Source organism: Spirillospora sp. NPDC046719 (genome assembly GCF_040645715.1).
Lineage (GTDB): Bacteria > Actinomycetota > Actinomycetes > Streptosporangiales > Streptosporangiaceae > Spirillospora.
In genome coordinates this window covers 1-11,544 of sequence record NZ_JBEYYT010000310.1, presented here as the reverse complement: position 1 = coordinate 11,544, position 11,544 = coordinate 1, and the positions used below count along the sequence as shown (strand labels likewise).

11 protein-coding genes and 1 pseudogene are annotated in these 11,544 nt (G+C 73.5%); 4 read left to right on the top strand and 8 right to left on the bottom strand.

The window, feature by feature from the left end; genetic code table 11:
• Positions 1–498: pseudogene (locus ABZ914_RS36295) on the bottom strand (hypothetical protein); the annotation flags it as partial.
• Positions 499–610: 112 nt separating this feature from the next.
• On the opposite strand from ABZ914_RS36295, the gene ABZ914_RS36290 reads away from it, so the two are divergent.
• The gene (locus ABZ914_RS36290; RefSeq protein ID WP_500198837.1) at positions 611–1,033 is read left to right on the top strand and encodes a TIGR03668 family PPOX class F420-dependent oxidoreductase; all 423 of its coding nucleotides are present in this window, start codon (positions 611–613) and stop codon (positions 1,031–1,033) included.
• Here ABZ914_RS36290 and ABZ914_RS36285 read toward each other — a convergent pair.
• The 3 genes from ABZ914_RS36285 to ABZ914_RS36275 all read right to left on the bottom strand — a co-directional run bounded on the left by ABZ914_RS36285 (position 1,030) and on the right by ABZ914_RS36275 (position 3,757).
• Positions 1,030–1,830 carry an alpha/beta fold hydrolase gene (locus ABZ914_RS36285; RefSeq protein ID WP_500198835.1) on the bottom strand — a complete coding sequence of 267 codons (801 nt, stop codon included), beginning with the start codon at positions 1,828–1,830 and terminating at the stop codon, positions 1,030–1,032. The genes ABZ914_RS36290 and ABZ914_RS36285 overlap by 4 nt on opposite strands.
• 106 nt (positions 1,831–1,936) lie before the next feature.
• Entirely contained in the window at positions 1,937–2,935 is a 999-nt protein-coding gene (locus tag ABZ914_RS36280; RefSeq protein WP_500198834.1) for an ADP-ribosylglycohydrolase family protein, read from the bottom strand.
• Between the two features lie 15 nt (positions 2,936–2,950).
• Positions 2,951–3,757 (bottom strand): helix-turn-helix transcriptional regulator, encoded by an 807-nt coding sequence (locus tag ABZ914_RS36275; RefSeq protein ID WP_500198833.1) that lies wholly within the window; start codon positions 3,755–3,757, stop codon positions 2,951–2,953.
• A gap of 68 nt (positions 3,758–3,825) precedes the next feature.
• Here ABZ914_RS36275 and ABZ914_RS36270 point away from each other — a divergent pair, with 68 nt between their 5' ends.
• A complete protein-coding gene (locus ABZ914_RS36270) occupies positions 3,826–4,236 on the top strand; it encodes a DUF2000 family protein (RefSeq protein WP_500198831.1) in 411 nt (136 codons plus the stop codon).
• Here the strand turns inward: ABZ914_RS36270 and ABZ914_RS36265 are convergent.
• The 4 genes from ABZ914_RS36265 to sbnA all read right to left on the bottom strand — a co-directional run bounded on the left by ABZ914_RS36265 (position 4,220) and on the right by sbnA (position 7,761).
• Entirely contained in the window at positions 4,220–5,311 is a 1,092-nt protein-coding gene (locus ABZ914_RS36265) for an acyl-CoA dehydrogenase family protein (RefSeq protein ID WP_500198830.1), read from the bottom strand. The two genes, ABZ914_RS36270 and ABZ914_RS36265, sit on opposite strands and share 17 nt — an antisense overlap.
• Positions 5,312–5,419: 108 nt before the next feature.
• Positions 5,420–5,662 carry a hypothetical protein gene (locus ABZ914_RS36260; RefSeq protein WP_190866492.1) on the bottom strand — a complete coding sequence of 81 codons (243 nt, stop codon included), beginning with the start codon at positions 5,660–5,662 and terminating at the stop codon, positions 5,420–5,422.
• A gap of 78 nt (positions 5,663–5,740) precedes the next feature.
• Positions 5,741–6,766 (bottom strand): 2,3-diaminopropionate biosynthesis protein SbnB, encoded by a 1,026-nt coding sequence (sbnB, locus tag ABZ914_RS36255; protein ID WP_500198828.1) that lies wholly within the window; start codon positions 6,764–6,766, stop codon positions 5,741–5,743.
• A 38-nt stretch (positions 6,767–6,804) separates the two neighbouring features.
• Positions 6,805–7,761 carry a 2,3-diaminopropionate biosynthesis protein SbnA gene (gene sbnA / locus ABZ914_RS36250; protein WP_500198827.1) on the bottom strand — a complete coding sequence of 319 codons (957 nt, stop codon included), beginning with the start codon at positions 7,759–7,761 and terminating at the stop codon, positions 6,805–6,807.
• 277 nt (positions 7,762–8,038) lie between these two features.
• Here sbnA and ABZ914_RS36245 point away from each other — a divergent pair, with 277 nt between their 5' ends.
• Positions 8,039–9,553: an amino acid adenylation domain-containing protein gene (locus tag ABZ914_RS36245; RefSeq protein ID WP_500198825.1), complete on the top strand. Its 1,515-nt coding sequence runs from the start codon at positions 8,039–8,041 to the stop codon at positions 9,551–9,553.
• Between the two features lie 495 nt (positions 9,554–10,048).
• On the top strand, positions 10,049–11,544 hold a 1,496-nt coding region (locus ABZ914_RS36240), incomplete at its 3' end, for a condensation domain-containing protein (RefSeq protein WP_500198824.1).

The window sequence follows — 11,544 nt, the reverse complement described above, 5'->3', positions numbered from 1 at the left end:
GTCCGTCACCGGCGCCGGGACCTTCGCGGCCCCGATCGCGGCGTGCAGGCGGCCGCAGCGCGCGCACGCCCCCTCGGTCCGGCGGCGGAACGCCGCGGCCGCCCCCGCGAACAGGGCCGCGCCGACCGCGCAGGACGCTTCGACGCCGAACACCGGCCAGTCGTCGACCGTCCCGGTGAACACCAGCTGGAGCGCGCTCATGACGATCCCGAACGTCCCCGCGCCCGCCACCGCGCAGGCCGCCCAGAGCCCCGCGAGCGGCCAGGCGCGCGGCAGGAGCCGCCCGACGTCCCGGACGCTCGCCACCGCCATGATCCCGCCGGCCAGCAGGACCGCCCCGATCGGCCAGGCCGCCGCGTGCGCGTCCCGCACGTCCCGTAGCGGGTAGCCGGCCGTCCCTCCGGCGGCCCAGTAGAGGGCCAGCGCCGCCGCGCCCACCGCCCACGCCCCGGCCGCGTACCCGGCCCACGCGGGCCACCGTCTGAAGATCGTTTCCACGGGTCCGAGCCTTCCGGACCGCGCCCCGGCGGGCCTCCCGCCAGGGAGCGATCCGCCTCGCCCGCGCGGGGGAGCCTGGGAACCGCCGCCGCGCCGTGGCAGGCTGCACCCCGTGCCCAAGCTCTCACCGGACGACGCGCGCCGGCTGCTCGCGAGCGTCCCCGTGGCGCGGCTCGCGACCGTCGGGGAGGACGGCCGCCCGCACCTGGTCCCCGTCACGTTCGCCGTGCACCGCGGGTCGGTCTACACCGCGGTCGACCACAAGCCGAAGACCACGCGGGACCTGCGGCGGCTGGCCAACGTCCGCGCCAACCCGCACGTCGCGCTGCTCGCCGACCACTACGAGGACGACTGGGACCGGCTCTGGTGGGTGCGCGTCGACGGCCGCGCCGCCGTCGTCGAGGACGACGCCCGCCGCGCCGAGCCCGTCCGGCTCCTCGCCGCCCGCTACGCCCAGTACCGGGACCGCCCGCCCGAGGGCCCGGTCATCGCGATCGCCATCGACGCCTGGACGGGCTGGACCGCCGAGCCTTAGAGGCCGGCGTCGAACGCGCGGACGGCCTCGGTGATCTCGGCGGGGAACTCCACGTGCGGGTGGTGCCCGGCGCCGTCCAGCATGACGACCTTCCCGTCCAGCCGCCCGGCGACCCATCCCGCCTCGGCGGCCGGGTCGGGCCAGTCGACGTCGGCGGTGCCCATGATGACCAGGACGGGGGCGGTGACCCTGTCCAGCCGCGCCTCGGCCTCGTCGTGCGACATGCCCATGTAGGAGGCGATGACCTTGCCGCGCCCCGGCTCCTTGAAGTTGGCCTTCAGCAGGGCCGCGTGCTCGTCGAAGTCGGCGGGGCGCTTCGGCTCCCACTTGGGGTAGTACGACATGTACAGCGGCAGCGCCAGGCCGGGGATCCGGAAGAGCCCCATCGTCAGCTTCATCGCCAGGCCCGCCTGGGCGTTCCGGACGAACGGCGCCGCCAGCACCAGGCCCCTGACCAGCTCGGGCGCCTCGGCGGCGGCGTAGACGGCCGCCGCGGCCCCGTTCGAGCAGCCGTAGACCAGGGCCGGTCCGGCGTCCAGGTGCCGCAGCAGCGCCATCAGGTCGTGCGCCAGCGGCGTGCTGCCGTACTCGGGCCAGGCCGCGCTGCTCTCGCCCATCCCGCGCTGGTCGACGGTGACGACCCGGTATCCGGCCTCCAGCAGCCGCGGCTTGAGGAACCGGAACTGCGACCGCAGGTCGAGCATGGACGGCAGGCACACGATGAGCGGTCCGTCGCCCTCGTCGTCGTAGGCGAGGCGTCCGCCGGGAAGGTCGAGGTACTGCGTCTGGTCGCTCATGGCGCACTCCGGTTCATTGATGTAGCTCTATGGCTAATGAGATTAGCTTTCGGATGGCGGGAGGTCAAGGGCTCTCCCGGAGAGCTCTCGTGCCGCCGCCCCGGCGCTAGTCCCAGGCGCTCCCGAGCCGGGCCAGGTCCGCCGCGTACTCGATCCGCCCGGCCCACGCGGCCGGCCAGGCGTCCATGCCGAGGTGCGCGCCCGCGAACGCGCCCGCCAGGCACGCGATCGAGTCGGAGTCGCCGGAGCTCGCCGCGCCGCGCCGGATCGCCGCGACGGGCTCGTCCGGGAACAGCAGGAAGCACAGCAGCCCGGTGGCGAGCGCCTCCTCCGCGCACCAGCCCGCACCGGTGGTCTCGCACGGGTCGGACGCGCGGTCGCCCCGCGCGAGGGCCTCGTCCAGCCGGTCGAGGACGGCCAGGCACTCGTCCCAGCCGCGCGCGATGAACGTCTCGGGCGAGTCCATGCCGGGCCGCTGCCACAGCGTGCCGAGCCACCGCTCGTGGTAGACGGACCGCTGCTCGTGGCAGCGGGCGCGCAGCGCGGCGGGCAGGTCCGCGGGCGCCATGCCGTCGGCGAGCAGGCGGACGGCGAACGCGGTCAGCTCGCTCGCCGCCAGCCCGGTCGGATGCCCGTGCGTCATCGCCGCCTGCAGCTGGGCGGCGCCCGCGCGCGTCTCGTCCGTCAGGCCCGGCGCGAGCCCGACCGGCGCCACGCGCATGTTCGCGCCGCAGCCCTTGGAGCCCGCGACGGTCGCCTCCACCCACGGCCGCCCGGCCGCCAGGCCCCGGCAGGCCCGAAGGCACGTGTTGCCCGGAGCGCGGTTGTTGTCGGGGCTGTTCAGCCAGTCCACGAACCGCCGCCGCCACATCGGCGCGACCAGGTCGGGGGTGAACGGCGGGTTCGCCAGGGCGTCCAGGAGGGCGAGGCCCACCGCGATCGCCATCTGCGTGTCGTCGGTGACGAGGGCGGGATCGCCCTCCGGCTCCGCCGGGCCCAGCGCACCGAAACGCTGCTCTATCTGCTTCATCGTGAGGAACTCGGTGGGCGCACCCAGTGCGTCCCCGTACGCCAGTCCGAACATCGCTCCGCTCGCCCGCATCATGGGCGACATTGTTCCTCAATCACCGCAGGCGGCTCGAAATCTCCCCGGCGTCATCGCGTAGCAGCGGACGAACCACCGCGTCAGATGGCTCTGGTCGGCGAACCCCGTCGCCGCCGCCACCTCCCCGATCGGCTCGCCGCGCGCCAGCCGGACCCGCGCCGCGCGCAGCCGCAACTGCCGCTGGTAGTCGCTCGGCGCCATCCCGTACGCCCGGCGGAACGCCCGGTACAGCGCGAACCTGCTGCACCCCGCCGCCTCCGCCAGCTCGTCCGCCCCGATGGCGTCCAGGTAGCGGTCCTCCAGGCGGCGCCGGGCCCGCGCGGCGGCACCGGACGACGGCCCGACGCGGAGCCGCCCGGACGCGGCGCGGTTCACCATCGCGCCGACCGCCGCGGTGAGCAGCTCGTCCCGGCGCAGCGCCGGGGCGCCGCCGAGCAGCGCGCCGTGCAGGGCCCGCAGGCTCCGGGCGAGGACGGGATCGCCGACCACCGGGGCGTCGAACAGCGGGAGCCCCGCCGGACGCCCCCCGATGTCGGCCAGCACCCCCGCCACCAGTTCCGGGCCGATGTGCACGATCCGGTAGGTGAAGCCCAGCGCGTCCGCCGGGCGGCCGTCGTGCGGGTCGTCCGGGTTGAACGCGATGACCATCCCGGCGGCGCTCGTGTGCGCGCCGCCCCGGCACCGGAACGCCTGGTAGCCGTCCTCGGTCACGCCGAACGAGTACGTCTCGTGGCTGTGCCGGTGGTAGGCGTGCCGCTCGAAGTGCGCGTGCATCGCCTCCAGCGGGCGGTCGGGCGACCGCCAGTACCTGCTCCAGTCCACGCCCCCAGTGTGGCCCGGCGCACGAGCGTTCAAGACCGCCGCCCGTCCGCCCCGCCAGCCTGGACGGCATGCGCTTCGACACCAAGATCGGCATCGTGGTCCGCGACGACCTGGCCGCCTGGCAGCGGCTCAACGTCACCGCGTTCCTGGCGAGCGCGGTGGCCGGGGGAGTGCCCGGCGTCATCGGCGACCCCTACGAGGACGCCTCCGGCAACGCCTACCTCGCGATGTTCCGCCAGCCCGTCCTCGTCTACGAGGCCGACGCGGCGGGGGTCAAGGCGGCGCACGCGCGCGCCCTCGCCCGCGGGATGGACATCGCCGTCTACATCGAGGACATGTTCAAGACCGGCCACGACGAGGCCAACCGCGCCACCGTCCGCGCCGTCACCGCCGAGGACATGCCGCTCGTCGGGTTCGCCGTCCACGGGCCGAAGAACGGCGTGGACAAGGCCCTGAAGGGGCTCAGGCTGCACCCGTGATGCCGGCGAGCGCGGCGAGCCGCTCGCGGTGCGCGTCCGGCGACCCGAACAGCTGCCGCGACGACTGCGCCCGCTTGAAGTACAGGTGCGCGTCGTGCTCCCAGGTGAAGCCGATGCCGCCGTGCAGCTGGATCGCCTCGCCCGCCGTGTGGAAGAACGCGTCCGAGCAGTACGCCTTCGCCAGCGCCGCCGCGCGCGGCAGCTCCTCCGGGCTCTCGTCGGCGGCGGCCGCCGCGTTCAGCACCGCCGACCGCGCGGACTCCACCAGCACGAACATGTCCGCGCACCGGTGCTTGATCGCCTGGAACGAGCCGATCGGGCGGCCGAACTGGTGCCGCACCTTCGCGTACTCGACCGTCATGTCCAGCGTCCGCTGCGCGCCGCCGAGCTGTTCGGCCGCCAGCGCCACCGCGGCGACGTCCAGCGCGTGCCGGATCGCGTCCGCGCCGCCGACCCTCCGCGCCGGGGTCCCGTCGAACACGATCCGGGCGAGCTTGCGCGTCTGGTCGAGCGTCGGCATGGACGTCCTGGTCATGCCCTCGGCATCGGCGTCCACCGCGTAGAGCCCGGCGCCGTCCTCGTCCTTCGCCGCCACGAGCACGAGCCCGGCAAGGCATCCGTCGAGCACGAAGCTCTTGGTCCCGCGCAGGACGCCGCCCTCGAACCGCGTCTCCACGGCGTCGAGGTCCCAGCTTCCGCCGTCCTCCGCGATCGCGAGCGTGGCGATGGTCGAACCGTCCGCGATGCCGGGCAGCAGGTCGTGCCCGCCCTCCCCGGCCCGCAGCGCCTCCGCCGCGGTGATCGTGGCGAGGAACGGCGCGCACACGACCGCCCGCCCCATCTCCTCGAACACGACGGCCAGCTCCCGGACGCCGAAGCCCGCGCCGCCGTGCTCCTCGGGGACCGCCAGGCCCTGCAGCCCGAGCTGCTCCGCCATCTGCGCCCACATCTTCGGGTCGTGGCCCTCGGCCGTCTCCATCAGCCGCCGCACCTCGGCCGACGGCGACCGGTCGGCGAAGAACCGCCGCAGCGCGTCGCGCAGCTCCCGCTGTTCCTCGGTGACGACGAGCTCCATCCGGCGGCCTCCCTGACCAGACACGTGCACGGCAGTGGACCATCCTCCCGCCCCGCCCCCGTCCGGCGCCACCGCCTCCCGCTCACCGGGACGCCCCCGGCCGGCGGGTCAGGCGTCCCAGTCGTGCGGGCCCAGGACGTAGCCCTTCGGGGTCGAGTGCAGGTGATTGATCGACACCAGGTGGCCCAGCGCGGCCCAGAGATCCTCTTCGGGCGCCTCCATCAGCCGCTCGATCGTCTCGAAGTCCGCCGCGCGGCCCTCGACGTCGATCTCCGCCACGGTCTCGTACACCGCCAGCTCGAAGTCGCTCAGCTCCTGAACGTCCCCACGCGGATCGTCTCGCTCGTCCATGACCGACCCGTGCCCGCTCCCCGCCCCTCCTATCCACTCGGCTGGTGGACCGGGCGGGCGTCCCTTTCGAGGTGCGGGTCAGCCGTAGCGCTTCATCTCGTGGAAGAAGCCGGGGACCGTGTGCAGGTTCCCGGCGGCGGTGACCTGGTCGTGGACGTACTTGGCGACGGCGAGGTCGAGGACGCCGAGGCCGAACGGGGAGAAGACCACCGGCTTGTCGGCGGGCGGGGTGGTGGCGCCGGTGAGGACGTCGTAGAGGGTGCCGGCGACGAAGTCGCGGTTGCCCACCTTCTGCTCGGCCAGGTGCGGCGACGTGTTGGCCTTCATGCAGTGCTCGACGTCGTCCACGACGTTGTACGCGGACAGGATGATCTCGGGGGAGAGGTCCCGCAGCGAGACGTGCAGGACGAGCGGGTCGTGCGCGAACCAGGCCGGGTCGGTGACGTGCGGCTCGCCCGCGACGGTGGCGAAGACGATCAGGTCGGACGAGCGGATCAGCGACTCGGCGGAGTCGTGGACGGTGACCGTGCCCTTCTCGGAGCGTTCGAGGTAGCCCTTGAAGCCCTCGGCGTGCTCGGGGGACAGGTCGTGGATGCCGAGCTCGTCGAACGTGAAGCCGTTGCCCGCCAGGTAGGTGTGGATGTACCGGGCGATGAGGCCGACGCCGACGAAGCCGACCCGGCGGGGCCGGTCGCCGCGCGCGTCGGCGAGGGTCGCGGCGGCGAGGGACGCCGACGCGGCGGTGCGCGCGGCGGAGATGATGGAACTCTCCAGGCACGCGAACGGGTAGCCGGTCTCGGCGTCGTTGAGGATCAGCACGGCGGACGCGCGGGGGATCCCGTTCGCGACGTTGCCGGGGAAGCTGGAGATCCACTTGATGCCGTGCACGTCCACGTCGCCCTTGACGGAGGCGGGCAGCGCGATGATCCGGTCGGACGGCCGGTCCGGGAACCGCAGGAAGTAGGAGTCGGGGTTGACGGTGCGGCCCTCGCCGTGCAGCCGGTAGGCGGCCTCGACCATGCCGATGACCTGCTCCTCGCGCCCGGCGATCGCGTCGTGGACCTGGGCGCCGGAGATCACGGCGAACGTGGGGGCCTGCGTCATGGAGGGACTCCGTGTCCTTTTCGCGGTGTTCGGGATGATCAGACGCCGAGAATACCGGCGGCCGGGAGATCGAGCCCCGGGAGCAGTTCGCCGAAGTGCTCGCCGAGCCAGTTCTCGTCGTAAAGGGAGTCGAGGTAGCGTTCGCCGAGGTCGGGGGCGATGGCGACGGCCACGGGGTCCTCGCCGGGGTACTTGGCGTCCAGCCAGCGGGACGCGCCGGACACCACGGTCCCGGTCGAGCCGCCGAACAGGAACCCGCGCGAGGACAGCGCGTGGACGGTGCGGATCGTGTCGGGCTCGGCGACGTGCACGACGTCGTCGATGTAGGACTCGTCGACGAGCGCGGGCCTGGCGCTGGTGCCGAGGCCGGGCACCATCCGCCGCTCGGGGATGCCGCCGAAGGTGACCGAGCCGACCGCGTCGACCGCCACGATCGTGACGGGCCGGCGGTGCTCGCGGAAGTAGCGGGCGCAGCCCATCAGGGTGCCGGTGGTGCCCGCCCCGACGAAGAGGACCTCCAGGTCGGGGAACTGCCTGTCGATCGCCGGCGCGGTCCCGCGGTAGTGGGCGAGCCAGTTGTTGCGGTTGGCGTACTGGTTCAGCCAGACGTACCCGTCGCCGGACGCGCACAGGTCCTGGACGTACTTGATGCGGCCGCCGAGGTAGCCGCCGTTGGCGTCCTTGTCGGCGATGACGCGGACCTCCGCGCCGAGCGCGCGCATGACCTTGACGGAGGCGGGGTTGCAGCGCGGGTCGGTGACGCAGACGAACCGCAGGCCGCGGTCGGCGGCGATCAGGCTGAGCGCGATGCCGAGGTTGCCGGAGGACGACTCGACGATCGTCGAGCCGGGGGCGAGCACGCCCTCGCGTTCGGCGGCCTCCACCATCGCGGCGGCGGCCTTCAGTTTCACCGAGCCGGCGAAATTGAATCCCTCGCATTTGAGGAAGAGTGGACGGTCGATGACGCGGCGTAGGTCGACGTAAAGGTCGTCCACATTGAAATCCTGCGGCGAGGTGATTATCGGCACGCTGTCACCCTTGAATGAAGAAACAATTCCCTCATCTTCCCCCGAGTTCGCCGCGGGCCTCACGCCAGACCATGGCGGAGCCTCACCGTACCTTCGGGCATGTTCCGTCGCAACCCCCGATTACCTGCGAGTAGGGTCCAATCCGCGGAATCCGGAGCGGTGCGGACCGGAGCCGGACATAAGCTATGACCTCCACTTCTTTTGCCGATGACGGTGGAGAAGAACGACATCACGGAGAGTGAAGATGAGCGCTCGCGGCCCGGCCGTGGATCGGCTGCTGCCCCTGGACGGCCTGCCCGTCCTCGCCGTGCCCGCCGGCGAGGCGGAGCGGGCGCGGGAGCTGGCGGCGCGGCACGGGATGGTGCGCGAGCACGCGGTCGACCTCGCCGACCCGCTGATCGTCCGGGTGGAGCGGTTCGCCGCCGAGCGGGACCGGCCCGCGGTGACCGACCGGTCCCGGTCGCTGTCCTACGCCGGCCTCGCGGCGGAGGCGCGCCGGCTGGCCGCGCTGCTGGCGGGCGCGGGCGTCGAGCCCGGCACCGTGGTCGGGGTCGGCGGGGGGCGCTGCGCCGCGGTGGTGGCGGCGTTCCTGGCGATCGAGCTGGTCGGCGCGCTGTACGTGCCGGCCGACGAGACCTGGCCGGCCGGGCGCGTCCGCGACGTCCTCGACCAGGCGGGCGCGCCGGTGCTGGTGCTGGTGGACGACGGCGCGAGCGCGCCGGCGCTGCTGGAGGGCGCCGCGGCGGCCGGGTGCCGGGTGCTGCGCACGGCGGACGCGGCGGGCCTGGAGCCGTGGGCGGGCGGGCCGCGCCTGCACGGGCCGGACCGGCCCCGGTACGTGCTGTTCACCTCGGGGTCCACGGGCCGGCCGAAGGGCGCGGTCGTCGAGCACCAGGGGATGGTCAACCACCTCTGGGCCAAGATCGTCGACCTGGAGCTGACCGGGGACGACGTCCTCGCGTTCACCGCGCCGCTCGGCTTCGACATCTCGATCTGGCAGATGCTGGCGCCGCTGCTGGTCGGCGGCCGGGTGGACGTGATCGGCGACGAGGTCGGCCACGACCCGGTCGCGTTCGCGCGGGCGGTGGACGAGCAGGGCATCACGGTCGTCGAGCTGGTCCCGACCATGGTCCGGCACCTGCTGGACGACCTGCCGGGGGCGCCCGAGGGGAGCCTCGGCGGGCTGCGCTGGATGATCGCGACGGGGGAGGAGCTGCCGGCCGAGCTCGCGCGCCGCTGGCTGGAGGCCATGCCGCACGCGCGGCTGCTCAACGCCTATGGGCCCACCGAGTGCTCCGACGACGTCACCCACCACACGGTGACCGGAGGGGACCTGGACCTGCTGCGGCTGCCGATCGGCACCCCGGTCGTCAACGCGCGCCTGCACGTTCTGCGGGAGGGCGACGACGGGACGTGGACGGCGTGCGACGCGGGCGAGACCGGCGAGCTGTTCGTCGGCGGCGTCGCCGTCGGCCGCGGCTACCTGGGCAACGACGAGCGGACCCGGGAGGCGTTCTACCGGGACCCGTTCGGCCCGTCGCCGACCGGGCGGCTCTACCGGACGGGCGACGCGGTGCGGCTGCTGCCCGCCGGGGCGGGCGGCGAGGACCGCCCGACCCTGCAGTACCTGGGGCGGGTCGACCGGCAGGTGAAGATCTCCGGCGTGCGGATGGAGCTGGGCGAGATCGAGGCGGTGCTGCAGCGGCACCCCGGGGTGCGCGCCGCGGCCGTCGTCGTGCACGAGTACCCGGCCAGGTAGCGGCCGGGCCGGGGCGGCCGGCGGCACTCCCCGCACGGAGATCATTTAACGCTCCGTAATCACCTTGTTCGTGTTGAGTTGTCAACCTTTGTCATAGGGTGAGCGTCCTGCCGCTGACCGCCCATGCCGGTGACCGGGTCTTTTGTCACTCCCGTGAGCAATTGGCGGGGTCAAGTTCTACTTTCGAGGGGATTGCGAGGCATGTGACAGGCTGGTTAACTGTGGCCCCGCTACTCCTGAGTAGGACGATGGGTCGCGGGGCGGGTCCCGGTCGAGGGCGGAAAGCGGCGGCGCTCTGTATTGGCGGGACCACGGGGCGTCGATCCCCGGGTCCGCGCGCCGCCGCCGCGTTCCCGGAAGGGACTCGGGTGAAAGGGGACGGGGAGCAGCCCGATCAGTTCTGTGGTCATTCTCTTTGAATTCCGCCCGCCGGCGCCTTCCTGACGCCGAAGCCTGGCAAAAGCAAACCCCCTTCGACCGGGAAAGCACCACTTGATGCCGTCCACCGAGTACGTTCCTCTATCGGCCGCTCAGCAGAGCGTCTGGTACGCGCAGCAGCTGGCGCCCGAAACGCCGATCCATATCGCGCAGTACATCGAGATCGAGGGCCCGCTCGACCACGAACTCTTCGACCGGGTGGCGCGGATCGGCGCGCACGAGGTGCTGGCGCTGCACGCCCGGTTCGCCGAGCGGGACGGCGCGGTGCGGCAGGTCCTCGACCCGGACGCGAGCGTCTCGATCCCGCTGGTGGACCTGTCCGTCGAGCCCGACCCGGACGCGGCGGCGCGGGCGTGGATGAAGGCGCGGATGGCGGAGCCGCTGCCGCTGGACGGCGACCGGCTGTTCGTCACCGCGATGCTGCGGCTGTCGCCCGTGCTGCACCGGTGGTTCATCCGCACGCACCACGCGATCCAGGACGGCCACAGCGGGCCGCTGATCATGCACCGGGCCGCCGAGGTGTACACCTCGCTGGCGAACGGCGGCGAGTACGTCCCGGCGGAGCTCGGCGACTACCGCCGCGTCCTCGCCGAGGAGGAGGAGTACCGGGCGTCGGAGCGGTTCGAGCGGGACCGCGCCTACTGGACGGAGCGGTTCGCCGACAAGCCCGTCGCGGTGAGCCTGGCCGACGACATGGCCGAGCCGACCGCCGACTTCATCAGCCGGGTCAAGGTCGTCCCGCCGGAGCAGTCCGCGGCGCTCGCGACGGGGGCGCGCCGGCTCCGCACCGCCACGCAGGGCCTCGCGATCGCGGCGACCGCCGCGTACGTGGCGCGGATGACCGGCACCGAGGACGTCATCCTCGGCCTCGCGGTCAGCGGCCGCACCACGCGGATCGCGCGGGAGACGCCGGCGATGCTGTCGACGATCCTGCCGCTGCGCGTCCAGGTCCGGCCGGACATGACGGTGGACGAGCTGGTCCGCGCGGCGACGCGGGCGAGCGCGCGGGCGCTGCGGCACCAGCGGTACCGCCGCGAGGACCTGCTGCGCGACCTGAAGCTGCTCGGCGAGCGGCGCCGGCTCTACGGCCCCGTCATCAACATCATGGCGTTCGACTACCGGCTCGACTTCGCCGGGCTGCCGGCGCGGATGCACGCCATCACGATCGGCCCGATCGACGACCTCGCGATCAACATCTACGACAACCTCGACGGCGCCGGGATCCGCGTCGACTTCGAGGCGCACCCCGACCTGTACACCGAGGAGCAGGTCGCCGCGCACCACGAGCGGTACGTCCGGTTCATGCGCGCGCTCGGCGAGGCGGACCCGTCGACCCCGCTGCGGGACGTGGAGCTGCTCGACGACGCGGAGCGCGACCTCGTCCTGCGGCGGTGGAACGACACGGCGCACCCGGTCGCGCCCGCCGTCGTGCCGGAGCTCGTCGAGGCGCAGGCGGCGCGGACCCCCGCGCGGACGGCCCGCGCCGCCCGCGCCGTCCCCCCCTCCAACCCCCCCCTCAACCCCCGCGCGAACCCGCACGCCCCGCACCACGT

Bases quoted from the DNA above. Each gene is read 5' to 3' on its own strand.
- ABZ914_RS36260 (WP_190866492.1), bottom strand. From the start codon at position 5,662: ATGGACGAGCGAGACGATCCGCGTGGGGACGTTCAGGAGCTGAGCGAC.
- ABZ914_RS36285 (WP_500198835.1), bottom strand. From the start codon at position 1,830: ATGAGCGACCAGACGCAGTACCTCGACCTTCCCGGCGGACGCCTCGCC.
- ABZ914_RS36280 (WP_500198834.1), bottom strand. From the start codon at position 2,935: ATGATGCGGGCGAGCGGAGCGATGTTCGGACTGGCGTACGGGGACGCA.
- ABZ914_RS36270 (WP_500198831.1), top strand. From the start codon at position 3,826: ATGCGCTTCGACACCAAGATCGGCATCGTGGTCCGCGACGACCTGGCC.
- ABZ914_RS36265 (WP_500198830.1), bottom strand. From the start codon at position 5,311: ATGGAGCTCGTCGTCACCGAGGAACAGCGGGAGCTGCGCGACGCGCTG.
- ABZ914_RS36245 (WP_500198825.1), top strand. From the start codon at position 8,039: ATGAGCGCTCGCGGCCCGGCCGTGGATCGGCTGCTGCCCCTGGACGGC.
- sbnB (WP_500198828.1), bottom strand. From the start codon at position 6,766: ATGACGCAGGCCCCCACGTTCGCCGTGATCTCCGGCGCCCAGGTCCAC.